Source organism: Pseudomonas sp. CFBP13508 (assembly GCF_005233515.1).
In the GTDB taxonomy this organism is placed as follows: domain Bacteria; phylum Pseudomonadota; class Gammaproteobacteria; order Pseudomonadales; family Pseudomonadaceae; genus Aquipseudomonas; species Aquipseudomonas mercuritolerans.
Map to the genome: position 1 here is coordinate 121,665 of NZ_QFZZ01000010.1, position 25,140 is coordinate 146,804.

The window sequence follows — 25,140 nt, forward strand, 5'->3', positions numbered from 1 at the left end:
CAAGGGTCGGTCAGGGGCGTATAGCTTGGTGTTCAAGCTGCTCTAGTGCGGCCTCCAGGGCCAGTCGGTAACCGCTGGCGCCAAGGCCGCAGATCACTCCTACCGCTACATCGGAGAAGTAGGAGTGATGGCGGAAAGGTTCGCGCTTGTGCACGTTGGACAAATGCACTTCGATGAATGGGATGCTCACTCCCAGCAGCGCGTCACGTAATGCGACACTTGTGTGCGTAAAAGCCGCCGGATTGATCAGAATGAAGTCCACGCCTTCACCGCGCGCAGCGTGGATGCGATCGATCAATTCGTACTCGGCATTGCTTTGCAGATGCAGCAGATGATGGCCGGCTTCGCGGGCGCGCCGCTCCAGATCCTGATTGATCTGCGCCAGGGTCGTCGACCCGTAGGTCCCCGGTTCCCGGGTGCCGAGCAGGTTCAGGTTGGGGCCATGCAGCACCAGTAGCGTCGCCATCTGCGTTGTCCTTGTTATCAATGAGCAGTCGTCAGAACCCGGCGACTATGCCGCAAAGCCTTTATGACTGTCCAGTTCCATGCAATAGCCGGCACGATGGGCGATGTTTGCGCGAAATTTGTGACCAAGGATCAGGATCCGGTCACTTGTAATGACAGGGCCGCCGCCTTCGCGAGCAGGCTCGCTCCCACAGGGGTATGCATTCCAAAGTGGGAGCGAGCCTGCTCGCGAAGGTGGTATGTCAGACGCGGAAGGCCTGAACGGCCGTATGCAATTGGCCGCCGAGAACCAACAGGTTCTCGCCCTGTTCGCGCCCTTGGCCGATGCGCAGCAGGTTGTCCCCACCCAATTGATGAATGCGCTCGCTGTGATCGCGGATTTCGCTGACCGCGCCACTTTGCTGCGCCGTGACATCGGCGATGCGCACGGCGGTGTCGGCGATGGTCTGGATCGCGCCGACGATCTTGTCCAATGCACCGTCGGCCGCTTGCGCCTGACTGGCCGTGGCTTCGGCGTGTTCAACCTGCGCGCGCATGCCTTCGACCGATTGCCGCGCGGCGGTCTGCAGGCCGGCGATCAGTGTCTGGATTTCTGCCGTGGCCCCGGCGGTGCGTTGTGCCAGCGAGCGCACTTCCTCGGCGACCACGGCAAAACCACGGCCCATCTCTCCAGCGCGGGCCGCCTCGATCGCGGCGTTCAGGGCGAGCAGATTGGTCTGGTCAGCAATCGAACGAATCACTGTCAGCACGCCGCCGATGGTTGCTGATTCTTCTGCCAGATGTTCGATCATCTGCGCATTGCCTTGAACCTCACCGACCAGCGCATGCAGTCCGGTCAGGCTCTGGCCGATTACAGCCTGCCCTTGCTCGACGGCCAGTCCGGCATGACGGCTGGCGTCCGCAGCCTGCCGGGCATCGCCGGCCACTTGCTGAATCGTCGCCTCGAGTTCTCCCAGCGAATCGCGAATCAGCGCAGTGTCACCGGCCTGATGCTCGGCGCCGCTGTGCAGGTCATTGCTCAGTTCGGCGAGGGTGCGGCTGCTGCCTGCGACCTGCTCGGCGTTACCGCGAATCGTGCCGACCAGATCCACCAGATAAGCGCGCAAGCGATTGAGCGACGCTTCTATGTCGTGCAGTTCACGATTGGTCTTGCCCAATTGAATGTCGCGACTGAAATCGCCCTCGGCCCAGGTCGACAGCGCCGGGGCGAGGTTGGTCAGGGTGCGGGCCAGGCGCCGCTGCAAGGTATCGATGAGCAGGGCGATCAGCAGAATCAGGCCAATCATCACACCTTGCATCAGGCGCACTTCGCCCTGGATCTGCCCGTGCTGCGCGCGTACTACGGGTTCGAGGCCGGCGATGGCGTGTTGCACGCTGGCGATTTTTTCGTGGGTGGCGGCGCTGAGATCGGCGCGTTTCTGGATCTGCTCGCGGGTGCGCGCCAGTTCTGCCGGATAGCGGCCGAGCAAGCTGTTCAGTTCGCGCTTGAGCCCGACCCCGGCATCCTCTGCGGCGGCTTTGTCGGCGTTTTCGATGCCCATCAGCGCGGCGAAAGCGTCACTGCTCGATTCGTTGCTGGCGACCACACCGAGCAAGGGCAGGGCATCGATGGCTTCGGCCTGGGCGCGCATGTTGCTCACTTCGCGCTCGACATCGGCCGCCAGTTCACTGCGCCCGCTGCTCACCAGTTTGTCCCGCGCCAGCGACAGTTTGCCCAGATGCTGCGATGCGGCGAGCAGTGGTGCGAGGTAGGCGGCGTTGCCACTGGCGTAGGTGTTGAGCTGGTCGAGGCTGGCGCTGAGTTCGCGTTCGGCCTGCAACAGCAGCGCCTGCGGATCGCCGGCCAGTTTGCCGGCGGCGAGCAGGTCGGTTTTGCTGAATTCATCAAGGCTCGACAGGCTTGGCTGCACGGTGTCGGCCAGCGTCGGGGGCAGCTCACCCAGTTGCTTGTGCACGCTGTCGATGGCCTGAGCGGCACTGCTCAGGCGCAGCGCGTCACCGCTGGCGAGGTAATCCTCAACGTTGCGCGCCACTTCATTCTGAAATTGTTGGGACAGCCCCAGGTAACGCTCCATCAACAGATAGGGGCGTTCGAGGGCTTTTTGCGACCACCACAGCGTGGCGCCAAGGGCCACGCAGACGGCGACCAACAGCAGAGTGTTGAGATTGGTGAGCAACTTCAGGCGCATGACGGCTACCAACGGCAGAAATGGTAAGCGCCTGAATTTATTGCTGTTCTATTACAGGGTTATGACCGAATCAGTGGATTCCGATGAAAAAGTGGCACTTTGCTTTGACTGCCGCGCGGTCTGCACCCGATTGCGTCCGGCACCCTTGGCGCGGTACAGCGCCTCGTCGGCCTGGCTAGCCATCATCAGGCTGTCGGAGTCATCGCACATTTCCACCACGCCGGCGCTGAACGTGCACCACAGGTCCTGCGGCTGCGCAGGGTAATGAATCTCGGCAAAGCGCTGACGAATTTCGTCGAGGACTTTGTGCGCGGCGTCGATATCGGTATCGGGCATGACGATGGCGAATTCTTCGCCGCCGTAACGGCCAATGAAATCGGTCTTGCGCAAACGCTGTTTGAGAAACAGCGCCAGGCTCTTGATCACCCGGTCGCCCATCGGGTGGCCGTGGCTGTCGTTGACCCGTTTGAAGTGATCGATGTCGAGCATGGCAAAGCTCAGCGGCTTGTTCTCGCGGCGCGCACGGAACGAGCAATCTTCGAGCAATTGCAGGATGTGCGTGTGGTTGTACAGGCCGGTAAGACTGTCGCGGACCATCCGCGCTTTCAGATTGCGCGCCCGAGCGGCGCGATTGCGCACGGTGGTGATCAGGTGCCGCGGCTTGATCGGCTTGGTCAAGAAGTCATCGCCGCCCTCGCTCATCGCATCGAGCTGTTTGTCCAGATCGTCCTCGGCCGACAGGTAAATGATCGGCACGCTGACGTAGCGGTCGTTGTGGCGGATGACTTTGGCCAGCTCGGTGCCGGTGCAGGCCGGCATGTACATGTCGAGGATGATCAGGTCCGGCTGGAAATCCGCCAGCTCGGCCATTGCCTGAATCGGTTCGATCAGGGTGCGGGTGACAATCCCGGCGCTGTTGAGCAGGCGCTCGGTGTGCAAGGCCTGGGCGCGCGAGTCGTCGATGATCAGCACTTTATAAGGCTCGTACTGGGCGACGCAGGTCAGCACTTCGATTTTTTCCAGCAGGCTCGAGGCTTCGAGCGTGCCGGTGAGGAATTCCTGGCCACCGGCGCGCACGGCGGCGAGGCGGGTCGGGGTGTCGGTTTCGTGCAGGCTGAAGAACAGCAGCGGCAGGGGTTCTTCGAGGCCGACCTGAGCTTCGGCGGCGAGTTTCAGGCCGATGCCGGGGCCACTGAAATCCACGTCCATGACAATCGCCGCGGGCAAGCGCTCGACCATCGACGAGCGAAACGCCGCGACACTGTCCAGCGCCTGCGCGCTCAAACCGAAAAATTCCAGCTGCTTGGCCAGGCGCTCGGCGCGGTCGTGATCCTGCAGCATCACGTAGATCGGCTTGCGCAGCGGCGGCAGGAAGGTCTGATCGAGTTGGTCACCATGGCGCAGGCCAGTGCGTGACAGACGCTGCATCAAACGATTGAGATCGGTGATCAGGCCGCTGCTGAGGCGCCCACGGTTGGCATCCACCGCTTGCAGCGACTGGCTGATGTGATGCGCCAACTGAGTGTGTTCCGGCTGTTCGAAGCGCTCGGCAAAACGCAGCAGGCGCAGATTCGCCTCGCTCAGCTCGGCGAGATCGACGGAGGACCACTCACTGCGTTGCAGGCGCTGCCATATCTCAAGAATCTGACGTGCCTGATGAATTACCCGCTGGGCAAAGTGGTGCTTGAGACGCTCACGGCTGGGGTCTTCTGGCTCGGTCATATCCTGACTACTAGTTAGGGTGCATGCTGAGATCGACTGGTGGCTCTATGCTAGCACCTCTTTTCCCTTAGACGAGTGTCGTACGTCAATAATCTGCTGGACGACACGATTCAGTTTCTGACCGGGTGGTTTTGTTTTTGTATCCGATTTTGGCCAAGTGCCCGCATGCTGGGGTTTTGCGAGCAATCCTGCCAGCGCTGTCGACATTTCACCCGCCTTGATGGGCGGCGTCTGACAGCGCTTTCTGATTTTTCTTCTGCGCGCTTTCACCGGCCCGGTTGGCTGGTACGGTTCAGGGATTCCCCTAGTTGCCGTCCATCCGCCATGAGCCAATGTTTCACCGAACTCGGCAGTGATGCCCAGCGCCTCAATCACAACATCACGCCCATCGACGACTGCGCCTGCGGCGAAGAGTTGTTGTATGGCGAGCGGGTGCAAGTGACAGAGGTGCCAGTGCTGACCTGCACTGGTCTATGGCGTATCTATCAGCGCGAAGCCGAAAATATCGTTGCGCCAGACGGCGTTCTGATTGCCGATCCTGTGGAGCGTAATCAGGTAATTAATGCGGCCTATGCCCGATTGTGGTTGCAGGATTCTCGTTTTCAATGGGCAGGTTTAGCGGCGTTTGCCTCAAAACAGGTCGGTTGTGGATTGCTGCATGCTTCAAACACTGTCGATCTCATAGGGCAGCAGCGGGACCGCTCGAAGGGCTGGACCAGCTGCGCGCAGGCTTGATGATCAATCTGGACAGCGAAGTCCTGGCGCATATCAAACAGGGTGAATGGTGCCTGATCAAAGCCGAAGCCGACTACGGCTACTGGCAGGGCGCCGAAGCGGTGTTCCAACAGGCCGTGCTCGAGCTGATGAACAATCCTCCCGACCAGCCCACCCGCACCGCGCGAATCTTTCGTCTGGTCGACAGCGTGACCGGCGAGCCTTTGCCTGCGCAGGCCTACATCGCCACGATCGATGGAATACCCAGTCAGCGTCGAACTGACGCCCAAGGCATTGCACATCTGTTTACCGACGACCAAGTGCGGCAGCTTTCGCTGCGCATCTTCAACGTCTGAAACCTGCGTCTATCCTTTCGTTCGCGACGTCCTTCGCTTGTTTTGCGCCAGTGCCGCGATAGCGGGTGCCCGGCCTTGGCACGTTGTTGTATGGTTGTGGTCGAACCGTTGAACCCAAGTGATTGAAAGGATATCGCCATGCTGGACTGGAAAAACCGCGCGGGCAGCGCGCCTGAACGTGCCGCCGAGCCCAAGTCGGCCACTCGCAGCTATGTCGGCGGGCTGCTGTTCAGCCGGGCGCTGGCCACAGTGGTCGGTCTGTATTTGCTGGTCACCATCGCGCTGGGCTGGTACTGGAGCCAGGAACCGGAGCTGTTTCCGGTGGCGCAGAACGCCCAGGTCGCTGCCGAGAAAGAAGGCAAGCAAATGGTGGTCGGCTACACCACGGTCGAAACCCTGAAGACCGTTGCCGGCACCTTGCTCAACAAGCCGGGCGGTTACATTTCCAATGATCGTTTCCCGCCGGGCCTGTGGATGGACAACACGCCGAGCTGGGAATACGGCGTGCTGGTGCAGGTGCGTGACCTGACCCGCGCCCTGCGCAAGGATTTCGCCCGTTCGCAATCGCAGTCCGCCGAAGACGCCGATCTGGCCAAGGCCGAACCGCGCTTCAACTTCGACAACAAGAGCTGGGTGCTGCCGTCCAGCGAGTCGGAATACCAGGAAGGCATCAACTCCCTGAGCCGCTATCAGTCGCGCTTGTCTGATCCGAATCAGAAAAACGCGCTGTTCTACGCGCGCGCCGACAACCTCAACAACTGGCTGGGCGATGTCGGCACCCGTCTCGGTTCGCTGTCGCAACGCCTGTCGGCCAGTGTCGGTCGGGTCAAGCTCAATACTGCGCTGAAGACCGAAGTTCCGGCGGTCGGCGAAGTGCCGCAGGTTGACGAAGAAGTCGTGGAAACCCCGTGGATGCAGATCGACAACGTGTTCTACGAAGCGCGCGGTCAGGCCTGGGCGCTGTCGCATCTGCTGCGCGCCATCGAAGTCGACTTCGCCGATGTGCTGGCGAAGAAGAACGCCACCGTCAGCGTGCGCCAGATCATCCGTGAACTGGAGGCTTCGCAAGAGCCGGTGTGGAGCCCGATGATCCTCAATGGCAGCGGTTTCGGCGTATTGGCCAACCACTCGCTGGTCATGGCCAACTACATTTCCCGGGCCAACGCTGCGGTGATCGACTTGCGTCAACTGCTCAATCAGGGCTGATACGTGAGCCAGAGTACAAGAGAGGCGGCCCATCGCGCCGCCTCGGACGCCGAACAGATCGCCTGGGTCGACGAGCAGGACAACCTGCTCGGCGCGCTGGTGCGCTCCGATTTGCGCGAGCGCGGGCTGATTGGCCGTGGCACCTACATCATGCTGTTCAATTCCGCCGGTGAGCTGTGCGTGCACCGGCGCACGTTGAGCAAGGCGATTTACCCCGGTTACTGGGATGTTGCCGCAGGCGGCATGGTCCAGGCTGACGAAAGCTACGCCGAGTCGGCGGCGCGCGAGCTTGCGGAAGAGTTGGGCGTCAGCGGCGTCGAACTCACCGCTCACGATCACTTCTACTTCGAAGACACCGGCAACCGCCTGTGGTGTTCGGCGTTTTCCGCCGTGTGGGACGGGCCGCTGAAACTGCAGCCGGAAGAAGTCCTCGAAGCGCGATTCATCCCCGTCGAACAGGTCATGCGCGAAATCAGCGAAAAGCCTTATTGCCCGGACTCTCTGGCCGCGCTGAAGCGCTATCTCAAGGCGCAGCAAAGCGACGTCGCAAAGAACACATGAATTGGCGCCGATTGGCACTTAGCAATCGCGATTTTTGCCGTTACACTGCGCGACCTTTTCAAACTGCACCGGATAGCTTGAGGTTGGCCTGCAGATTCAGTCCAGCGTTCAAAGTTTCCGATGCAGTAGCGCTGCCCCTGCCTGAGTGGGGCTTCGCGGTCGCTGACCTTGCCCAAGGTTGCGATCAGTCTTTGTCCTCCCGAGAGGATTGCCGGTGGCCAAGAAAGCCGCATCCTTCGCCGCCCTGGGCGGCCTGGTATTTTCTACCGACGCAGGTCGTCATTGCCCGGAATGCAGCAAACCGGTAGACGCCTGTATCTGCAAACAAACCGTGATCCCGGCCGGTGACGGCATTGCCCGCGTGCGTCGCGAAAGCAAAGGGCGTGGCGGCAAGACGGTGACCACCATCACCGGCGTGCCCCTGGCCGAAGACGCGCTCAAGGAGCTGGCGACGACGTTGAAGAAACGTTGTGGCACCGGCGGGGCGTTGAAGGACGGCATCATCGAAATCCAGGGCGATCACGTCGAGCTACTCTTGGCAGAGCTGGTCAAGCACGGTTTCAAAGCGAAGAAGTCCGGCGGCTAGCAGCCTCTGTGAAACCCTCCGGCGGCTTGATCCGGCTTCGAGTGTTCTCGGATCCGGCGTCGTCGCCATGGTTTTCACAGAGCCTGTTCATGACCGGTTTCTAAACTCCACGCAGTCAGTGCGGTCTACCGCCGCACTGACGAACCGTCATTTTCATTCTTTAGACTGCGCCGGCCTGCACTTCAGGCGACGCACTCTGACTTCTTTATAGGGGACTTCGATGTCCGTACGACGCACACGTAAAGACGATGGCAGCCAATGGACAGTTGCGGACAGCCGCAGCGTTTACGGGATTCGCCATTGGGGGGCCGGGTATTTCGCGATCAATGAAGCCGGTCGCGTCGAAGTACGTCCGAACGGCCCGAGCAGCTCGCCCATCGACCTGTTCGAACAAGTCGACCAACTGCGCAAGAGCGGTTTGTCCTTGCCGCTGCTGGTACGTTTCCCCGACATCCTGCAAGACCGTGTCCGTCAGTTGACCGGCGCTTTCGATTCCAACATCGAGCGCCTGGAATACCAGAGCAAGTACACCGCGCTGTACCCGATCAAGGTCAACCAGCAGGAAGCGGTGATCGAGAACATCATCGCCACCCAGAACGTCTCCATCGGTCTGGAGGCCGGCTCCAAGCCTGAGCTGCTGGCCGTGCTGGCGCTGGCGCCGAAGGGCGGCACCATCGTCTGCAACGGTTACAAGGACCGCGAATTCATCCGTTTGGCGCTGATGGGCCAGAAGCTCGGCCACAACGTGTTCATCGTCATCGAGAAAGAATCCGAAGTCGGCCTGGTGATCGAAGAAGCCGCCTCGCTGAAGGTCAAGCCGCAGGTGGGTCTGCGCGTGCGCCTGTCGTCGCTGGCCTCGTCGAAATGGGCGGACACCGGTGGCGAGAAGTCCAAATTCGGTCTGTCGGCGGCGCAACTGCTGTCGGTGGTCGAGCGCTTCCGTGGCGCCGGTCTGGATCAGGGTATCCGCCTGCTGCACTTCCACATGGGTTCGCAGATCGCCAACCTGGCTGACTACCAGCACGGCTTCAAGGAAGCGATCCGTTACTACGGCGAATTGCGCAACCTCGGTCTGCCGGTCGATCACATCGACGTCGGCGGCGGCCTCGGTGTCGACTACGACGGCACCCACTCGCGCAACGCCAGTTCGATCAACTACGACATGGACGATTACGCCGGTGTCGTGGTCGGCATGCTCAAGGAATTCTGCGACGCGCAGAGCCTGCCGCATCCGCACATCTTCTCCGAAAGCGGCCGTTCGCTGACCGCGCACCACGCAATGCTGGTGGTGCAGGTCACCGACGTCGAGAAACACAACGACGAAATTCCGCTGATCGAGAACAAGGAAAGCCTGCCGGAAACCGTGCAGTGGCTGGTCGATCTGCTCGGCCCGACCGACATCGAAATGGTCACCGAAACCTACTGGCGCGCCACCCACTACATGAGCGACGTCGCCGCGCAGTACGCCGACGGCAAGCTGACCCTGGCGGAAAAAGCCCTGGCCGAGCAATGCTACTTCGCCGTGTGCCGTCGCCTGCACAACTCGCTGAAGGCGCGTCAGCGTTCGCACCGCCAGGTGCTCGACGAACTCAACGACAAGCTGGCCGACAAGTACATCTGCAACTTCTCGGTATTCCAGAGCCTGCCGGACACCTGGGCGATCGATCAGGTGTTGCCGATCATCCCGCTGCATCGCCTCGACGAAGAGCCGCTGCGCCGCGCGGTGCTGCAGGATCTGACCTGCGACTCCGACGGCAAGATCAACCAGTACGTCGACGAGCAGAGCATCGAAACCAGCCTGCCGGTGCACGCGTTGAATGAAGGCGAAGATTACCTGCTGGGCGTGTTCCTGGTCGGCGCCTATCAGGAAATCCTCGGCGACATGCACAACCTGTTCGGTGACACCGACTCGGTGAACATCTACCAGAACGCCGATGGCAGCGTGTACCACGCCGGTATTGAGACCCACGACACCATCGAAGACATGCTGCGTTATGTGCACTTGTCGCCGGAAGAACTGATGACCCACTACCGCGACAAGTGCGCCAGTGCCCGCATCAGTGCCAGCGAGCGCACGCAGTTCCTCGATGCCTTGCGTCTGGGCTTGACCCGCTCTTCCTATCTGTCTTCCTGAGACTCGATAGCGTTCCGGCCGGGTTGTCTGATTTTTTTCCGCAAGCTGTGGAAAAATCGGACAACCCGGTGGGACATCTCCTGAATTTTTCACGAAAACCTGTGCTGTCACGGTCAGCAAACTCCTCTGGTCTGCTTTTCGCGTAGGTCATTTCCTAAGTTGTACTTCGCCTCTCTACTCGGCCATGCCTCTCGGCGAGAATCCCCGGCCGCCCCTCCTGTAGAGATCCGCCCATGTTCGATCCAGTCAACGAGCCGTCGTTTCGTCTCGATGTAGCGGGCCTGTCCGACCCCTTCGAAGTTCTCGCCTTTACCGGAAGGGAAGCGCTCAGCGAACCCTTCGCCTTCGAGATCGATGTGGTGATCGACGATCCGCATCTGGATCTTGCCGGCCTGCTGCATCGTTCTGCGTTCCTGTGCTTCGGCCCGCCCGGCCAGGGTGTGCACGGGCAATTGCACAGCCTTGTCCAGCATGAGCACAGCCTTGGCCTGCGCTTGAGTCGAGTGCGTCTCGCGCCGAAGCTCGGCTGCCTTGATCTGCGTTTGAGCCAGCGCATTTTCAGCGGCCGCTCTGTGCCGCAGATCATCGAACAGGTGCTGCGCGAACATGGCATTGTCGGCCTGCAACGACGTTACGAGCTGCACAGCGACTACCCGCCCCGCACCTTCTGCACGCAATATCGCGAGTCCGATATGCAACTGCTCCAGCGCCTGTGCGCAGAGGCACGCATTCACTATTACTTCGAACATCACCCCGACAGGCACTGCCTGGTGTTCGGCGACGATCCGACGCGGTTGCCGCAGGCAGAGGTGGCGCGTTATGAAACCGAACAGCAGGGCGATTGCGTCGCACCGGCCGTACGCCAATGGCAACTGCACGAAGATTCACAGGCCGACCGGCGAGGAGCGAATGCCGAAGGACACAGTGATCTGCCCGCCTTGCGCAGTGGTCAGTGGTTGCCGCTGGACGACCATCCCTTCATCGAATGCAACCGCCCATGGTTGCTGACCCGCATCGAACACCGTGGCGATCAATCTCTCGAGCCGCCCTATGGCAATCGCCTGTTCGCGGCCACGCGCTTGCCAGCCTGTGCGCCTGCCGAGACGCAACCCAAGCAACGCATGCACAGCCTGCAGCGTGCCTGGGTGGTTTCGGTCGACGAAGCGCAACCTGATCGCTCGCGGCCGGTGGCGGTGCAATTCGACTGGCTCTATCAAGGCGAGGGCGCAGCGCCCAGCCATTGCTGGCTGCCGCTCGCGCCGACCCTGAACGATTTGCCTTCGGCGGCGCTGGCCGATGGCGTGGAGGTCGTGGTGAGTTTCCTTGAAGGCGATCCTGATCAGCCAATGGTCAGTGGCGTTCTGCAACCCCCGGCGCTGGCAGAGGATGCGATCGAGGATGACCCGCCGTCACCGCTGCCCGAGCCGCTGGTCAGTGATGGCCTGCTGCAACTGTTGCAGTCTGGCGAGCCGTTGCTGCTGCTGTGCCTGATGCCGGGCGGTGGCAGTTTCAACCATTGCGCCGAGTCCGTGTGCAGTTGCCGGCTGCTCACCGCGCTCGATCAGAGCAGCGCACGATGAGCGGCGCGGCGCTTGAGCCGATGGCGCAATGGCTGTTGCTCGATACCCCGGACGCGGCACGCGCCCTGCTGACCTTGCGCCAGGGCTTCGCCGATGTGCAGCGTCACCGGTTGTTCGACGGCACCGAATTTCAACCGGTCAGTGAGCACGGACCGGTTCTCGTCGATTTGCGCGAGAGCCCGGCATTGACCGCCCTGTGTCTGCGCGATCCGGACACCTGGCGCGGCCTGTTGCTGAGCTGCGAGATACCGGCGCAGCAGCTGCTCAGCCACTTGCAGCGCATGCTTACCGTCTCGTTCGGTTTGAATCACCGGGCCTTGCTCAGCTATTACAACCGCCAGACCGCCAGCTACTTCTTCGATGCCTGTGACGCCACGCAACTGAGCCGCTGGCTCGGTCCGATCCGTCAGTTGCGCTGGTTTGGCGGCACCTGGGCCGACCGCGCCATCGGCAGTCAGGGCTGGCAACAGCTGCGCAATCCCGGCCTGCTCGTCGAACCGCTGGGCATCGAAGAAAGCCTGACCCGGCGCCAGCGCGAACGCCTGCAAACCTGTCTGCTGGAGCAACATATCTGGCGCTGGTGCCAGTCCCTGAGCGTCGATTACCAGACGATTTCTGTGCATGTGCAACAAGGCCTGGCACTGGGTTTCAGTGATCGCGCCGTGCTGGATGGCTGGCTGTGGCTGCGCCTGCTCAATCCGCGCGCGGTGCTGGTCGTGCCGCCGGCCGGTCTGACCCAGCCGGAACGGCTCGACTTTCTGCGTCGGCAGTGGGGCGCGGCGGAGTGATTGACGCCGTCAGTGAGCCTTGCCGCTGAACCAGCCATCGCTGCGTTTCAGCCACAGGGCTTGCGCGCCTAGGGTCACGCTGCGCAAGACCATGAACAGCAGAAAAGATATCCACAGGCCGTGATTACCCAAGGCCTGCAAGAACCAGGCGAATGGCAGCAACAGCAGCACCGTCAGCAGCATGCCGTTGCGCATTTCCCGCGCGCGGGTGGCGCCGATGAACAAACCGTCGAGCAGGTAGCTCCCGACCGCAATCAACGGCAGCACGGCTAGGTAGGGCAGATAGACGAACGCCGTGTCGCGCACGCTCTGGATATCGGTCTGCATCTCGATGAACAGGTGCCCCGCGAGCAGAAACAGCACGGCGAACCCGAGGCTGGCGATCAGCGACCAGCCGCCCGCCACCACCAGCGATCGACGCAAGGCCAGGCGATCCCGCGCGCCGATGGCATGCCCGCACAACGCTTCAACGGCGTGTGCCAGGCCATCGAGGGCATGGGCCGTCAGCAGCAGGCCGTTGAGCAGCAGCGCATTCGCTGCAACGGTCGCATCGCCGAGCCGCGCGCCTTGCACGGTGATCAGGAAAAACACCGATTGCAGGGCGAGGCTGCGGATGAAGATGTCACGGTTGACCGCCAGCAGCGGGCGCCAGCTCTGCCAGATTTTCAGCGCCGACCAGATGATCTGCCCCGGATAGGCGCGTAACGCCGTGCGCGTCAGCCACAGGCCGAGCAGGGCGCCGCTCCATTCGGCGATTACCGAAGCGCGTGCCGAGCCAACCACGCCCCAGTTCAGGCCGATGACAAACCACAGATTGAGGAAGATGTTGATCAGGTTGGTGCTTAGCAGAATCGCCAGCGGCGCCCGCGCGTTCTGCGTGCCGAGGAACCAGCCGACCAGCGCATAGGTCGCCAGCGCTGCGGGCAGGCCGAACAGGCGCGTGTGGAAAAACTCCCGGGTCAGTTGTTCCAGTTCCACCGACGGCTGCATGAAATGCAGCGCAACGCCGCTGAGCGGCACACCGAGACAGCCGAGCACGACAGCCAGGCCCAGCGCCAGCAGCAGCCCCTGCAACAGAATCTGCCGCAACGCCGCGCCATCGCTGCGCCCGGCAGCCTGGGCGGCAAAACCGGTGGTGCCCATGCGCAGAAAACCCATCGCCCAGGCGAGAAACGTGTACAGACTGGCGCCGACCGCCACCGCTCCCAATTGATGGGCGTGCGGCAGATGGCCGATGACAGTGCTGTCGACCAGCGCCACCAGCGGCACGGAAATATTGGAAAGAATCATCGGCGCGGCGAGTGCCCAGACCTTGCGGTGAGTCGGGCGGTCGCGCCAGTCGGTAATCAGAGAGGACATGCAGGCTCCTTGGGGGAGCGAGGATTGTAGCGAGTCTGAGAATTGCAGTGGTTTCAAAATCACCCCCTCACCCCAGCCCTCTCCCCCAAGGGGGCGAGGGGGAAAGGGAGCAGATCTTCATGCTTTTCAAACCCGAGTTCGACTCGATATGCCAAAGTCGGCGGAGAATGTCCAAGCAGCGCGGTCAGTCCCCTCTCCCTCCGGGAGAGGGTTAGGGTGAGGGGCTTTTGAAGCGCTAGTGAATAATCCAGCTCAACAACCACAACCCCAGCAGCAACCAGATGATCCCGGCAATGATCGACGCGTTCATGAACGCCCGAATCGCTGACCACAGCAGCATCAGGCCAACGATCAGGGCGATGATGCTGATGATCGAGGTGTCCATCCCCAGCGTCTGCGCCAGGCCGTCGACAAAGTTGCTGCCGGCATTGCTGAGCATATTGAACAGGCCGCTGAGGCCATCGACGATAAAACGGATGACCGAACCGAGTGCCTGGCCGAGCCATTCGAAAAAGCTTTCTACACGCATGTGTGCATCCCTGATGAAAGAGCTGTGCCTTGGGCCACGCCGAGGGTGGCCGAGTTCCCTGCATGATAGAAGGTTTGCCCGGATCCTGTGTGGGAGCGAGCCTGCTCGCGAAGGGGGCGTGTCAGGCAAATCCGGTCTGGATGATCCACCGCCTTCGCGAGCAGGCTCGCTCCCACAATAGATCATCTGCGCTGCTTGCCTTCAGCCCGCATCCCCCCGAAGCTATGCGTCTTCAGGAGAGCCCGATGAACCTTGTTGAACTGACCGAACGCCTGCACGCCATTCGCGACCGCAATGACTGGCGGCAATTTCACAGCCCGAAAAACCTCGCCATGGCCGCCAGCGTCGAAATGGCCGAGCTGGTGGAGATCTTCCAGTGGCTGACGGAAGACCAGTCGCGCCAGTTGCCGGCGGACAAACTCGCGCATGCCGGCCAGGAAGTCGGCGACATCGTCCTGTATCTGTTGCTGCTGTGCAGCGAGTTGGGTCTGGACATGAATGAAGTGGTGCGCGCCAAGCTCGCCGACAGCGAACGGCGGTTCAGCTGATGAGCGACCGTCATTTCGATCAGTTGGCCACGCGCTTCGCCGAAAAAATCTACGGCGGCGCGAAAGGCGCGATTCGCCTCGCGGTATTGCAGGCCGATCTGACCGAGGCTTTGCCGGATCGTCCGCTGCGCGTGCTGGATATCGGCGGGGGCCTTGGGCACATGTCGCTGTGGCTGGCCGAGCGCGGCCATGACGTCACCTTCACCGAGCCGGCCGAACCGATGCTTGAAGGCGCGCGCCAGCGTTTTGCCGAAGCCGGACACACCGCGACATTCATTCAGGCGCCGTGGCAGGAACTGCTCGGCCAGCTTACCGAGCCCTACGATCTGGTCATCTGCCACGCGGTGCTGGAATGGCTTGCCGAACCCCACGCGATCCTGCCGGTGCTGCATCAACTGACCAAGCCCGGCGGCTGGCTGTCGCTGGCGTTCTACAACCGTGACGCGCTGATTTATCGCAATCTGCTCAAGGGCCATTTCAAGAAAATGCGCAAGAACGTCACGGCCGGCGAAAAGCAGAGCCTGACCCCGCAACAGCCCCTCGACCCACGGGAATTGGCAACGCAACTCGCCGGAATGTGGCAGGTCGAAAGTCAGAGCGGCGTACGGGTATTTCACGATTACATGCCGGTGGAATTCCAGGCCCGCGCCGAACTGGCGGACTTGCTGGAAATGGAACTCGCGCACCGTCGTCACCCAGGCTTCGCCGGGCTTGGGCGTTACTTGCACTGGATCTGCCGGCCGATCTGAGCGGAGCGCGACATGAAAGCTCGATGCGGGTTATTGCTGATGAGTCTGGGGTTGGCCGCTTGCCAAGGCAGCAACCCCTACGTGGCCCAGTCGCGGCCCTTGCCGCCGGCACCGCCGCAAGCCGCCACCACCTTCGACCGCAGCGCCTATCCGGCGCCGCCGCGTGATTACGGGCGCTATCGCAATTGGGCCTGGCTCAACGGCCAATTACCACAGGGGACGGCGTGGGCCGACTCGGCGCAAGTGGCCGAGGCGGTCAGCAATGCCCTCGACCAGCGCGGCTTGCGGCCGATGCGCGACAACCGCCCGGCCGACCTGCTGGTCAGCGCCGACCTGCGTCTGGAAACCCGTTTGCGCCAGGTTCGCGACGACTACGGCTACTACGGTGGTTACGGCGGCTATGATCGGTATGGTCGCGGTTACGGCATGTACAACAGCGTGCCGGTCATGCGCACTTATCAGGAGCAGGTCGTGGTGGTGCGGGTCGATCTGTTCGATGCCGGAAATGGTCAGCCGGTGTGGAGCGCCAGCGCCGAAACCGGCACCCAGGGCAATCAGATCGAACGCGCCGACGCGATCCGCGAGGCTGTGGAAAAAGCCATGGCGGCGTATCCTCCCAGCTGACGTCGTGTCAGCAGGTTCATGTCTTCACCCGGAGAAAAATCATGTTCCGCCGTCTCGCTCTACTCGCTGTGGCCGCGCTCCTCAGTGCCTGCGCTGCCAACCAGGTCAACCACGACTTCGACGCCAGTCGCGACTTCGCCGCCTATCGCAGCTGGAGCTGGAAAGACCCGGCCCTGCAATATCGCCCCGATGACCCGCGCATCAAAAGCGACCTGACCGAACAGCGCATCCGCCAGGCGGTGTCCGATCAACTCGATCAGCGCGGTTTGCGCCCGGCTGCCGGCGCTGGCAAAGGTGATCTGAACGTGCAGACCTACCTGATCGTCGAGGACCGGCAGCAGCAAGTGACAACCAATTACGGCGGCGGTTGGGGCGGCCCGTGGAACGGTTACTGGGGCGCGCCGATGTACAACGAAACGCGCAACATCACCTACAAGGTCGCGACCATTCAGATCGACCTGCTCGACGGCAAGGACGGCAAACTGGTCTGGCGTGGCAGCGATGAACAAATGCTCAGCAGCCGACCCAATCCGGCCGATCGCAGCAATGCCATTCGCGAGACCGTTGCAAGGATTCTGGCGAACTATCCACCGCGTTGAACCGCTCTGAACCGTTCCTGTGGGAGCGAGCCTGCTCGCCAAGGCCGTGTCATTCAGCATTGAATCCTCTGGCACGACGCTTTCGCGAGCAGGCTCGCTCCCACAGTGGCGGTGGTGAAAGGAATGGCGCGACGCCAGCAGTCTCGACCGACCGCGTCTACACTCTTTTTCATTAACGGAGGTAGCGCTCGGCACTGCGCCGGCAAAGGAGTGCGCCATGTCGCCTGGATCGCAATGCAACGGCCCGGCGCGGCAACGTGGGGCGATCGGCTTGATGGCGGCCGCGACTCTGAGTCTGGCGCTGGTGATGATGTTGCTGGTGGTCGACAGCGGTCGCCTGTACATGGAACAGCGCAAATTGCAGCGGGTAGTGGATACCGCCGCCCTCGAAGCGGTCAGTCGCGGCGGCAATTGTCTGCCCGGGCTGACCGCCGCCAGTTACGCCGGGCAAAGTGCGCTGCGCAATGGCTACCTCGTCGATGCGAATAACACCCTCGCGACTACCTGCGGCACGCTGGCCACCGCCGCTGGCGGTATGCGCAGTTTCACTGTCGATGCCACGCAATCAAGCGCAGTCAAGGTCGCCGCCAGCCGCACGGTCACCAGCAGTTTTGCCGGCGGTGTGCAGGCGCTGTTCAGCGCCACGCCGGTCAGCCTCGACACCACACTCAATGCTTCGGCAGTTGCCGCGAAACCGCAGCCGACCGTCGCCCAACTGAATATTCGCAGCACCCTCGCCAGCATCGACACGGCGCAGTCGAACATCCTCAATCCGCTGTTTTCCGGGTTGCTCGGCGGCAACGTCAACCTCACGGCGGTTGGCTGGGACGGCTTGCTGCACACCGATATCAACCTGCTCAAATACCTCGATCAACTGGCCATCGACCTCAACGTCGGCGCCGGCAATTACACGCAGTTGCTCAATACCCAGGCAACCGTGACGCAACTGATTCAGGCCGCCGCGACGGTGGTGCAGCTCAATGGCGCGACCGCGCAAGTGGTCACCGCGCTGGGCCAGTTGCAGGTCGCCGCCATCAATGCGGCGCCGGTCAGACTCGGCGAGATCCTGCAATTGCAGACCGGCACTACGGCGGCGGGGCTGGATGCCAATCTGCAATTGCTGCAACTGGTGCAGGGCGTGGTGCAGCTGGCCAACAGCAAGAGCGCGGTGGCGGCGACCTTGCCGGTCAACGTGCTGGGGCTGGCCGGTGTCACGGTGCGGGTGAAGGTGATCGAGCCGCCGCAGTTCTCGGCGATTGGCGACCCAGCGCGGGCCAAGGCCGATCCGTTGGGACCGGACCGGATTTATGTGCGCACTGCGCAGGTGCGCACGCTGTTGTCGGTGAATTTGCCGGCGTTGAACGGGGTGACAGGGTTGACCAATGCGGTGCTGGGCCTGGTCGGTACGCTGACGCCGACGCTCAATGCGCTGTTGAGCCTGAACCTGGTGGACACGCTCAATTCAGTTTTCTGCCTGCTGGGCGCCGGTTGCGAACAGCTCGATCCGAAACTGCTACCGTCGCCGCAAATCGACATTGCGCTGGATGCCGGCGGTGCGAAAAGCTATGTCACCGATTACCGTTGCCCGACCGGCGACACCGGCAGCAAAAGCCTGACCGCCACCACCACGACCTCACTGGCTGATCTCAAGCTCGGCAAGATCGATCCGGTCACGGCGTTCTCTTCAGTCGCCGAACCAACGGTGGTGCCGTTGCCGCTGGTCGATCTCGGCATCATCACTTGCCACAAGATTCTCGGCATCGGCAGTTGCGATGCTTCCTCGCATGTTCAATACGGCGCCGGCGGCATCGCCATCAAACTCGACACCAGCGTCGCGCAAACCACGCAAAACCTGCTGTTTTCCAGCACCGCGCCGTTCGCCACCCCGGCCAACCTGAAACTGCCGCCGAGCCTGCTGCCCGCCGCGCCGACCAGCAACATCGTCGGCAGCCTTGCGAACACCCTGTCGGGCATCAACCTGATCGTCTACAAACCCGTGGGCAGCAATCCGCTGGGCGCTATCGTCAGCGGTGTGGCTTCGTTGATCAGCGATGTCACTAACCGCTTGCTGCCGGTGGTCACTGGTTTGATCAGCCCCTTACTCGACCCGCTGCTGAACAATCTGCTGAAGGGGCTGGGCATCAACCTGATGAACACCGAGGTGGGCGCCAACATGACCTGCGGGCAGACCGGCAAGGCTTACCTGGTGATCTGATCGTCCGTTGCGATCGGCAATTCGATGCAGAACCGTGCGCCCTCCGTAGAGTTGCGCACGCTCAATTGCCCGCCCATGTTGGCGATGATGCCGTAGCTCACCGACAGGCCCAGACCAGTTCCGACGCCGATCGGTTTGGTGGTGAAGAACGGCTCGAAAATCCGCTCGAGCAAACGCGGATCGATACCGCCGCCATTATCCTCGACCCACAGCCGCACGCTTTCCTCGTCACGCTCGGCGTAGATCGAAATCCATGGCTTGAACCCCGGGTTGTTGTCGCGCTTGCCCAGCAGGGCGTCGCGGGCATTGACCATCAGATTGATCAGCACCTGCTCCAACTGATCGACGTAACCACGCACCTGCGCCTCGAAGCCGGTCGCGCTGATGCGCAGATCGACACCTTTGCCGCGCATGCCTTCGGCCAGCAGCGACAGGGTGCCCTCGATGGCCTGGGCCGGGTTGAACAGCTGTTGCTCGATTTCCGAGCGCCGGCCGAACACACGCATGTGGTCGACCACCTTCGCCGCCCGTTGTACCTGAGCGTCAATACGCTTGAGTTTGTCGGTCAGATAATCGACCTGCACATCACCGTTGCCGAGGCGCTTGAGCACGTTGACGATGGCCATGCGCATCACATTCAAAGGCTGATTGATTTCGTGGGCGAGGCCGGTGGCCATTTCGCCGAGGGTGGCCATTTTCGCGCTTTGGGTGAGTTGCTGTTGCGAGCGGCGCACCTCGGTGTTGTCGCGGCCAACCGCTTGCACTTCGATCAACTGTCCCTGCTCATCGAACACGCCGCGATCCGACCAGACCCACCAGGCGTGTTCGCGTCCGGGCAATTGCAGGCTGATTTGCGCTGTACTCACTGGCTGTTGCGGCGTCAGTTGGCTCAAGCGCTGAACGAACGCTGCGCGCTGTTCATCGGACATCCAGCCACCCAGATCAACCCCGGGCAGTTGTTCCGGGGTGCATTCCAGATAAGTCGCCAACGGTCGGTTGCCAAAGATCAGCGTCAGGTCAGGGCGATAACGGCAGATCATCGCCGGCGAGTCCTCGACCAGAATCCGGTAGCGCTCTTCGCTTTGCCGCACCTGCTCGGCGGCAAGCGTCGCGTCGGTGACATCCAGCCACAGGCCCACCGCCTCGACCGGCAGGCCGAGATCGTTGCGCAGCAGTTTCGCTTCATCGAGCAGCCAGTGGTAATCGCCACGGCTGTCACGCAGGCGATAACGCGCACGCACCGAACCTTCGCGCAGCAACTGACGGTTGCGCTGGAAATACAGTTCGCGGTCGTCGGGATGCACGCGCTCGACCAGTGTTGCTGCATCGCAATCTTCCAGCGTCCAGCCCAGCAAGGGTTGCAGGCTGGCGCTGAAAAACGCCGGGATCAGCGCGCCTTCTGCATAGCGCTGCACGTAGATCACCGCCGGCGAACTGGCGATAAGATTGTCCAGTCGCGCATGGGCGGCAGCGGCGCGCTGTTGTTGATTCTGGATGTCGCTGATGTCGAGCATGAACCCGACCAGACGCCGATGCTCACCGGTGCCGCTGACCTGGCCCTGAATCCGATACCACGTCGCGGTTGCGCCGACCTCCGCGCGGTGCAGACGCACGCTCAGGGCCAGCGCTTCTCCTTGCAGTTGCAGGGCGCGCAAACGGCTGCGCAACTCGTCGCGGTCGGCGGGATGAAACAGCGACAGCCAGTCTCCTACCGGCAGCAGGCGATCGCTGAGATTCAGTGCCGAGGCCAGCGTCGGCGCCAGTGCAATCTGCTCTTCGGCAGTGATTTCCCACCAGCCAGTGCCGAGCAGGTTTTGCAGTGAATCCAGGCGCTCCATCGATTGCACATGGCGCTGCTCGCGCAAGCGGCTGAGCAGCGGCCCGGCCAGCGCGCCGGCCAGGGTTAGCCAGTCACGATCGGTCAGCCATGGCGCCACGTTGTCGACCGTATAAAACCCACAGAGCAGCCAGGCGACCACGCCCTGGTCATTGCTGTAGGGCACAGCGAAACCGTTGGTGTTGCCGAACGTGGCCTGCAGTCGCGAGTGTTCATAACGGCGATGCGGGCCGGCGAGGCGTTGCGGCGCGCTGCCGTTGAGGCTGTCCAGCGGCGTGCCCAGCGGCTGGCCGTCCTCCCACAATTGCGGGGCGTCGTGGCCACGAAACTGTTGATGAATCTGCCAGCCCTGGGCCTGTTCATCCAGTAACGCCACGGCGAGGCAGGGGATGTGCCAGCGCTGGGCGATGGCCTGCAATTGTTCGCCGAGTACCGTCGGCAGACGCGTCAGGCTGCACGTGCGCAGACGATCGCTAACCTGCGCGGCAAGGGCCTGGCAGGCGTCGCGGTCGCGCGCTTGCTGACGTTCGAGCAACAGGTCGGCGATGTCGAGCATCTGCAATCGCCAGCCATCCTCCAGCGGCTGCACCCAGCCGCGCAGGTGCAGCGGCTGACCATTGAGTCCGGAAAAGTCGAGATCGAGGAGTTGCCCCTGCCAGTCCCTCGGCTGACCTTCGATGGTCAGCAGACTGTGCGGCAGCAGATAGGCGCGGAGCGGCAGCGGCTGACCCTGGGGTTTGTGCTGGGCGAGCAAATGCCGCAGCGGGCCGGCGATCTGCAACACATCGCCGTTGCCATCCAGATAAAAATGCAGGCCGATCGGCGGCGCGCCGAGGTGGTCCGGCAAGTCGTGGGCTGCGACGGGGGCGCGCTTGAGCAAGCGCCCTAAAAGCTTATCGCCGGCGGTCAAAATTGCAGGCTCGAGCGCGCGGTCAGGTGCGTGGGCAGATTGGGCACCGTGCCAATGCCCGGGAGCACCAGAAACGGCATGATCTGATTGAGCTTGCTTACCGGGTAATTGACGCTGACGGTGAGGGTTCCGGTACCCGCGTCGTACGCTGAGCTGGTGTCCGTTCCGACGACCAGATTGAGTGCCGAGGGCAGCCATTGCAGTTGCTGGGTCAGCGCGGCATTGGCGGTGTTGACCACCACCGTCGAATAGTTCGGCGTGGTCGGGTCGACCGCAACGCTGCGGCGCACCGCTTCGGCAGTGGCCTGGTTGAACGATTGCATCATCACGAAGGGCAGACCGTAGCTGACCAGTGCGTAGAACACCGCGAAAAAGATGATGAACACCAAGGCGAACTCGATCGCCACCGCACCTTTTTGCGACCTGCGAAAGCCGTTTTTCATGCGTGCGTCTACCCTGACAGTCACTGCGTAGTATCAGCATAGAATCATTCAGGCAAAACGGACGGCTTTTGCAGATGCAGATTTCCCTTGTTCTGATCTGGCTGGCGATCTGCGCCGCGCAAGATGCCCGCCAGCGGCGAATTTCCAACCTGTTGACCTTGGGCGTGGGCGCGCTGGCGCTGGTCTGGTTGCTGGCGACCGGCAGCACCTGGCTGGGCGCCGATGCGGGGCAGGGCGGCTGGGCTTGTCTGATCGCTTTGCTACTGACGCTGCCGGGTTATTTCCTCGGTCGCATGGGCGCTGGTGATGTGAAATTAATGACAGCCCTGGGTCTTGCGACGAACGGCGTGTTTGTTCTTGGTGCGTTTATCGGCGCGGGTGTGGCCAGCGTACTTTGGCTGCTGCTCGCGCCAAAAGTCTGGCCCCATATGGGTCAATGGCTTAGAGAGCTTTTACGCCATATCGCCCCGGACAAGTCAAAAAAGCTGCCATTTGCGCCGTTCGTGTGGGTAGGTGTAGTGCTTTCGCTGTACTGGATCACCTGATCGCGGGGTGCCACTAGTCCTATGTACATAGTAGGAAAGTGGGTCTACTTTCAACGCAGGTGAATACGCCACCAAAGTGCAGGAATCGTCAGCGTTGGCCCGAGCAATGGAGTGGTTCGTGAACAAGCCTAATTCGGTAAAAATCCTGGTGGTCGATGATCAGCCGCTGATCGTCGAAGAACTCTGTGAGTTTCTTGAGAGCAGTGGCTACCGTTGCGTGCCGTGCGACTCCAGTCTTGAAGCCATCGAGCTGTTCAGGGCGGACCCGAACATCGGTCTGGTGCTGAGCGATTTGCACATGCCGGATATGGATGGCATCGAGTTGATCCAGGCGTTGCAGCGGCTGGCCGGCAAGCAGCGGGTGTTCGAAGCGATCATGCTCACCGGGCGCGCTGACAAGCAGGATGTGATCAAGGCGTTGCGTGCGGGGATTGCCGATTACTATCAGAAGCCGATTGATCTGGCAGAGTTGCTCGAAGGCGTGCAGCGCCAGGAGCTGGCCTTGCAGGAACGGCAGAAGAATCTGCATCTGGGGCATCTGAATCAGAAGTTGCAGTTTTTGTCCGAGTCGATCGATGACCTTTATCAGGATCTGGACAAAGTGCGGCGCTCGCCTGCGCCGGCGCTGGGTGATGGTGAGCCTGAGTCCGTGGAGATGCCGGCGGTGTTCAGTCAATTGTCGCCCCGGCAGTTGGATGTGGCGCGGTTGGTGGGCAAGGGGCAGACCAACTATCAGATTGCCTGTGAGTTGGGGATTACCGAGAACACGGTGAAGTTGTATGTGTCGCAGGTGTTGCGGTTGACGCATATGCATAATCGGACGCAGTTGGCTTTGGCTTTGTCGCCCAGTGGGTCTGCTGGGCGGCAGCGGGTTACGGCGCATTAATCGGTGAATATCCGTTGCTGCGGTAACGGCTTCTTAGGGTTTCGCCCTTACGGCGAGTCCCTTTTGGCAAACGCCCCAAAAGGAACCAAAAGGTCTTCGCCCTGACGTTCGGCCCGCTCGCTGGGGCTCGGGGTTCCTTCGCTGCGGGATCGATCCGGGCGCAGCGGCTACGGTTTGCTTCGCTGCACCTCCTTCCGCTGTGTCTGGCTGCGCCAGACGGTCGCTGCGCTCCCACGCCCGGATCAATCCCTCCGCTCAGCCTGCCGACGGGCTCCCAGATCAAGATCAAAAGCTACTCGAGCTTGCGCTCATTGTTTTGAGTGGTGAAAAGCATGCGGTGTCTGGCTTTTGTTTTGCGCTGGATTCGCCCCTCATCGGAACGCCGCCCGCCCAGCCCTCTCCCGAGGGAGAGGGAGCCGATTTGCGGGTTGTTCAAAATTTGCATTCGACTCGGTATCTCAGGTCGGCATACCTGACCCAAACAACTCGGTCCCCTCTCCCTCTGGGAGAGGGCTAGGGTGAGGGTGCTTTTGATCTGCTTCAAAATCTGTGTTCGACTCGGTATTTCAGGTCGGTGTACTTCGCCCAAACAACTCGGTCGGTCCCCTCTCCTCTGGGAAAGGGCTAGGGTGAGGGTGCTTTTGATCTGCTTCAAAATCTGTGTTCGACTCGGTATCTCAGGTCGGCATACTTCGCCCAAACAACTCGGTCGGTCCCCTCTCCCTCTGGGAGAGGGCTAGGGTGAGGGGTGCTTTTGATCTGCTTCAAAATCTGTGTTCGACTCGGTATTTCAGGTCGGTGTACTTCGCCCAAACAACTCGGTCGGTCCCCTCTCCCTTGGGAGAGGGCTAGGGTGAGGGTGCTTTTGGTTTTGATTGTTTAAATCTGTGTCTGATTTGCCAGAACCTTCCCACAAGGTTTTCAGGTTGTCCGTCGGACGTCGGGTCACTAGTCTCTGGCTGTCGTCGAACCTTCGGCGATCGGGTGTGAGAACCCTGCTACTTATGGTCATCCAGTATCTGTGCACGCATAATCGCCGCCAGCTTGTCCGCTGTCTGCAATGTGTCATGGCGGCTGTGTGCGGGCAGACTTCGGTCTGGCCGGGTGTCCATAACCGGTATTCTCACCCCGCATACAGTTGCCACCTTTTGCCCCGTGAGAATGGCATTGGGTCGCACCGCAGATTTCGGAGAGCCGTTTCAATGGACAAACTGATCCCAGACCCACCCCCACCCCCCACCACCCCGCTCGGAGACGCCATGCGCGCCGACGATCTGGTGAAAAACCGCGAAGCGATAAAACGTGCGCTCGATTTCTATCTCTGCCCTGAACCCGCAAAACCGCACCCGCCCAGCACGCTGTTCATGGTGGTGCCCAATGTCGATACCGAAAGCCTGTTGGCGCATGCCTGTGAGTCGCTGGCGTCAGCGAGTGCGATGGCGAGCAATTTCGCAGGCGAGTTGAGCGGTTTCCAGCGCAGCACGGCGTTGGCGATTCAGCAGATTGTCATGCTGGCCGAGCTGGCGGTGAACCGGGCGCTGGATCGGGTTGATCCGCGGACCTGACCTGCGACCGCGTTATCGTTCTTCGCGAGC

The 25,140-nt window shown here is 61.6% G+C and carries 22 protein-coding genes and 1 pseudogene; 16 read left to right on the forward strand and 7 right to left on the reverse strand.

What is annotated here, in order from left to right; translation table 11 throughout:
• Nucleotides 1–10: 10 nt before the first annotated feature.
• The 3 genes from aroQ to gcbA form a co-directional block, all read right to left on the reverse strand.
• A complete protein-coding gene (aroQ, locus tag PspCFBP13508_RS24065; RefSeq protein ID WP_016771861.1) occupies nucleotides 11–466 on the reverse strand; it encodes a type II 3-dehydroquinate dehydratase in 456 nt (151 codons plus the stop codon).
• Nucleotides 467–707: 241 nt separating this feature from the next.
• Nucleotides 708–2,654, reverse strand: a complete 1,947-nt coding sequence (locus PspCFBP13508_RS24070; RefSeq protein ID WP_137215887.1) for a methyl-accepting chemotaxis protein — start codon at nucleotides 2,652–2,654, stop codon at nucleotides 708–710.
• Nucleotides 2,655–2,705: 51 nt separating this feature from the next.
• Nucleotides 2,706–4,376 (reverse strand): diguanylate cyclase GcbA, encoded by a 1,671-nt coding sequence (gene gcbA, locus PspCFBP13508_RS24075; RefSeq protein WP_137215888.1) that lies wholly within the window; start codon nucleotides 4,374–4,376, stop codon nucleotides 2,706–2,708.
• Between the two features lie 324 nt (nucleotides 4,377–4,700).
• On the opposite strand from gcbA, the pseudogene PspCFBP13508_RS24080 reads away from it, so the two are divergent.
• The 8 genes and pseudogenes from PspCFBP13508_RS24080 to PspCFBP13508_RS24115 form a co-directional block, all read left to right on the forward strand.
• Nucleotides 4,701–5,051, forward strand: a pseudogene (locus PspCFBP13508_RS24080) (hypothetical protein); the annotation flags it as partial.
• Between the two features lie 59 nt (nucleotides 5,052–5,110).
• Nucleotides 5,111–5,446 carry a hypothetical protein gene (locus PspCFBP13508_RS24085; RefSeq protein ID WP_178084509.1) on the forward strand — a complete coding sequence of 112 codons (336 nt, stop codon included), beginning with the start codon at nucleotides 5,111–5,113 and terminating at the stop codon, nucleotides 5,444–5,446.
• Between the two features lie 138 nt (nucleotides 5,447–5,584).
• Nucleotides 5,585–6,652, forward strand: a complete 1,068-nt coding sequence (locus PspCFBP13508_RS24090) for a DUF2333 family protein (RefSeq protein WP_016771859.1) — start codon at nucleotides 5,585–5,587, stop codon at nucleotides 6,650–6,652.
• Between the two features lie 3 nt (nucleotides 6,653–6,655).
• The gene (locus tag PspCFBP13508_RS24095; protein WP_130910584.1) at nucleotides 6,656–7,213 is read left to right on the forward strand and encodes an NUDIX hydrolase; all 558 of its coding nucleotides are present in this window, start codon (nucleotides 6,656–6,658) and stop codon (nucleotides 7,211–7,213) included.
• 214 nt (nucleotides 7,214–7,427) lie between these two features.
• Complete coding sequence (locus PspCFBP13508_RS24100; RefSeq protein ID WP_007951016.1) at nucleotides 7,428–7,799, forward strand: translation initiation factor Sui1; 372 nt, start codon at nucleotides 7,428–7,430, stop codon at nucleotides 7,797–7,799.
• Between the two features lie 220 nt (nucleotides 7,800–8,019).
• Nucleotides 8,020–9,933: an arginine decarboxylase gene (speA, locus tag PspCFBP13508_RS24105; protein WP_016771856.1), complete on the forward strand. Its 1,914-nt coding sequence runs from the start codon at nucleotides 8,020–8,022 to the stop codon at nucleotides 9,931–9,933.
• A gap of 233 nt (nucleotides 9,934–10,166) precedes the next feature.
• The gene (locus tag PspCFBP13508_RS24110) at nucleotides 10,167–11,513 is read left to right on the forward strand and encodes a contractile injection system protein, VgrG/Pvc8 family (protein WP_137215889.1); all 1,347 of its coding nucleotides are present in this window, start codon (nucleotides 10,167–10,169) and stop codon (nucleotides 11,511–11,513) included.
• Nucleotides 11,510–12,301, forward strand: coding sequence for a DUF4123 domain-containing protein (locus tag PspCFBP13508_RS24115; protein WP_137215890.1), 792 nt, complete (start codon nucleotides 11,510–11,512; stop codon nucleotides 12,299–12,301). The genes PspCFBP13508_RS24110 and PspCFBP13508_RS24115 overlap by 4 nt, the downstream gene beginning before the upstream one ends.
• 9 nt (nucleotides 12,302–12,310) lie before the next feature.
• Here PspCFBP13508_RS24115 and PspCFBP13508_RS24120 read toward each other — a convergent pair whose 3' ends face one another.
• Together PspCFBP13508_RS24120 and PspCFBP13508_RS24125 are read right to left on the reverse strand one after the other, a co-directional pair.
• Entirely contained in the window at nucleotides 12,311–13,660 is a 1,350-nt protein-coding gene (locus tag PspCFBP13508_RS24120) for an MATE family efflux transporter (RefSeq protein WP_137215891.1), read from the reverse strand.
• A 235-nt stretch (nucleotides 13,661–13,895) separates the two neighbouring features.
• Nucleotides 13,896–14,189 (reverse strand): hypothetical protein, encoded by a 294-nt coding sequence (locus PspCFBP13508_RS24125; RefSeq protein ID WP_016771853.1) that lies wholly within the window; start codon nucleotides 14,187–14,189, stop codon nucleotides 13,896–13,898.
• Between the two features lie 245 nt (nucleotides 14,190–14,434).
• On the opposite strand from PspCFBP13508_RS24125, the gene PspCFBP13508_RS24130 reads away from it, so the two are divergent.
• The 5 genes from PspCFBP13508_RS24130 to PspCFBP13508_RS24150 all read left to right on the forward strand — a co-directional run bounded on the left by PspCFBP13508_RS24130 (nucleotide 14,435) and on the right by PspCFBP13508_RS24150 (nucleotide 18,924).
• Entirely contained in the window at nucleotides 14,435–14,737 is a 303-nt protein-coding gene (locus tag PspCFBP13508_RS24130; RefSeq protein ID WP_016771852.1) for a MazG-like family protein, read from the forward strand.
• Complete coding sequence (locus PspCFBP13508_RS24135) at nucleotides 14,737–15,486, forward strand: methyltransferase (RefSeq protein WP_137215892.1); 750 nt, start codon at nucleotides 14,737–14,739, stop codon at nucleotides 15,484–15,486. Before PspCFBP13508_RS24130 ends, PspCFBP13508_RS24135 begins: the two co-directional genes overlap by 1 nt.
• Nucleotides 15,487–15,498: 12 nt before the next feature.
• Nucleotides 15,499–16,110, forward strand: a complete 612-nt coding sequence (locus PspCFBP13508_RS24140; protein ID WP_137215893.1) for a DUF4136 domain-containing protein — start codon at nucleotides 15,499–15,501, stop codon at nucleotides 16,108–16,110.
• A gap of 41 nt (nucleotides 16,111–16,151) precedes the next feature.
• Nucleotides 16,152–16,709, forward strand: a complete 558-nt coding sequence (locus tag PspCFBP13508_RS24145) for a DUF4136 domain-containing protein (protein ID WP_137215894.1) — start codon at nucleotides 16,152–16,154, stop codon at nucleotides 16,707–16,709.
• Nucleotides 16,710–16,926: 217 nt separating this feature from the next.
• A complete protein-coding gene (locus PspCFBP13508_RS24150) occupies nucleotides 16,927–18,924 on the forward strand; it encodes a pilus assembly protein TadG-related protein (RefSeq protein ID WP_137215895.1) in 1,998 nt (665 codons plus the stop codon).
• Here PspCFBP13508_RS24150 and PspCFBP13508_RS24155 read toward each other — a convergent pair.
• On the reverse strand, nucleotides 18,909–21,671 hold the full coding sequence (locus tag PspCFBP13508_RS24155) for an ATP-binding protein (RefSeq protein WP_137215896.1): 2,763 nt from the start codon (nucleotides 21,669–21,671) through the stop codon (nucleotides 18,909–18,911). The genes PspCFBP13508_RS24150 and PspCFBP13508_RS24155 overlap by 16 nt on opposite strands.
• Nucleotides 21,668–22,114, reverse strand: coding sequence for a TadE/TadG family type IV pilus assembly protein (locus PspCFBP13508_RS24160; RefSeq protein WP_137215897.1), 447 nt, complete (start codon nucleotides 22,112–22,114; stop codon nucleotides 21,668–21,670). The genes PspCFBP13508_RS24155 and PspCFBP13508_RS24160 overlap by 4 nt, the downstream gene beginning before the upstream one ends.
• A 74-nt stretch (nucleotides 22,115–22,188) precedes the next feature.
• On the opposite strand from PspCFBP13508_RS24160, the gene PspCFBP13508_RS24165 reads away from it, so the two are divergent.
• From PspCFBP13508_RS24165 to PspCFBP13508_RS24175, 3 genes are all read left to right on the forward strand, one after another.
• Nucleotides 22,189–22,659, forward strand: a complete 471-nt coding sequence (locus PspCFBP13508_RS24165) for a prepilin peptidase (protein ID WP_137215898.1) — start codon at nucleotides 22,189–22,191, stop codon at nucleotides 22,657–22,659.
• Nucleotides 22,660–22,777: 118 nt separating this feature from the next.
• Nucleotides 22,778–23,545, forward strand: coding sequence for a response regulator transcription factor (locus tag PspCFBP13508_RS24170; RefSeq protein WP_137215899.1), 768 nt, complete (start codon nucleotides 22,778–22,780; stop codon nucleotides 23,543–23,545).
• Between the two features lie 1,202 nt (nucleotides 23,546–24,747).
• Nucleotides 24,748–25,110 carry a DUF6124 family protein gene (locus tag PspCFBP13508_RS24175; RefSeq protein WP_137215900.1) on the forward strand — a complete coding sequence of 121 codons (363 nt, stop codon included), beginning with the start codon at nucleotides 24,748–24,750 and terminating at the stop codon, nucleotides 25,108–25,110.
• The last annotated feature ends 30 nt before the right edge of the window (nucleotides 25,111–25,140 follow it).

What these genes read in the sequence shown, in the direction of transcription:
- PspCFBP13508_RS24125 (WP_016771853.1), bottom strand. Translation starts at nt 14,189, where the DNA reads ATGCGTGTAGAAAGCTTTTTCGAATGGCTCGGCCAGGCACTCGGTTCG.
- PspCFBP13508_RS24135 (WP_137215892.1), top strand. Translation starts at nt 14,737, where the DNA reads ATGAGCGACCGTCATTTCGATCAGTTGGCCACGCGCTTCGCCGAAAAA.
- PspCFBP13508_RS24110 (WP_137215889.1), top strand. Translation starts at nt 10,167, where the DNA reads ATGTTCGATCCAGTCAACGAGCCGTCGTTTCGTCTCGATGTAGCGGGC.
- PspCFBP13508_RS24175 (WP_137215900.1), top strand. Translation starts at nt 24,748, where the DNA reads ATGGACAAACTGATCCCAGACCCACCCCCACCCCCCACCACCCCGCTC.
- PspCFBP13508_RS24115 (WP_137215890.1), top strand. Translation starts at nt 11,510, where the DNA reads ATGAGCGGCGCGGCGCTTGAGCCGATGGCGCAATGGCTGTTGCTCGAT.
- PspCFBP13508_RS24085 (WP_178084509.1), top strand. Translation starts at nt 5,111, where the DNA reads ATGATCAATCTGGACAGCGAAGTCCTGGCGCATATCAAACAGGGTGAA.
- PspCFBP13508_RS24165 (WP_137215898.1), top strand. Translation starts at nt 22,189, where the DNA reads ATGCAGATTTCCCTTGTTCTGATCTGGCTGGCGATCTGCGCCGCGCAA.
- PspCFBP13508_RS24070 (WP_137215887.1), bottom strand. Translation starts at nt 2,654, where the DNA reads ATGCGCCTGAAGTTGCTCACCAATCTCAACACTCTGCTGTTGGTCGCC.
- PspCFBP13508_RS24160 (WP_137215897.1), bottom strand. Translation starts at nt 22,114, where the DNA reads ATGAAAAACGGCTTTCGCAGGTCGCAAAAAGGTGCGGTGGCGATCGAG.
- PspCFBP13508_RS24120 (WP_137215891.1), bottom strand. Translation starts at nt 13,660, where the DNA reads ATGTCCTCTCTGATTACCGACTGGCGCGACCGCCCGACTCACCGCAAG.
- PspCFBP13508_RS24150 (WP_137215895.1), top strand. Translation starts at nt 16,927, where the DNA reads ATGTCGCCTGGATCGCAATGCAACGGCCCGGCGCGGCAACGTGGGGCG.
- speA (WP_016771856.1), top strand. Translation starts at nt 8,020, where the DNA reads ATGTCCGTACGACGCACACGTAAAGACGATGGCAGCCAATGGACAGTT.
- aroQ (WP_016771861.1), bottom strand. Translation starts at nt 466, where the DNA reads ATGGCGACGCTACTGGTGCTGCATGGCCCCAACCTGAACCTGCTCGGC.
- PspCFBP13508_RS24145 (WP_137215894.1), top strand. Translation starts at nt 16,152, where the DNA reads ATGTTCCGCCGTCTCGCTCTACTCGCTGTGGCCGCGCTCCTCAGTGCC.
- PspCFBP13508_RS24130 (WP_016771852.1), top strand. Translation starts at nt 14,435, where the DNA reads ATGAACCTTGTTGAACTGACCGAACGCCTGCACGCCATTCGCGACCGC.
- PspCFBP13508_RS24140 (WP_137215893.1), top strand. Translation starts at nt 15,499, where the DNA reads ATGAAAGCTCGATGCGGGTTATTGCTGATGAGTCTGGGGTTGGCCGCT.
- PspCFBP13508_RS24090 (WP_016771859.1), top strand. Translation starts at nt 5,585, where the DNA reads ATGCTGGACTGGAAAAACCGCGCGGGCAGCGCGCCTGAACGTGCCGCC.
- gcbA (WP_137215888.1), bottom strand. Translation starts at nt 4,376, where the DNA reads ATGACCGAGCCAGAAGACCCCAGCCGTGAGCGTCTCAAGCACCACTTT.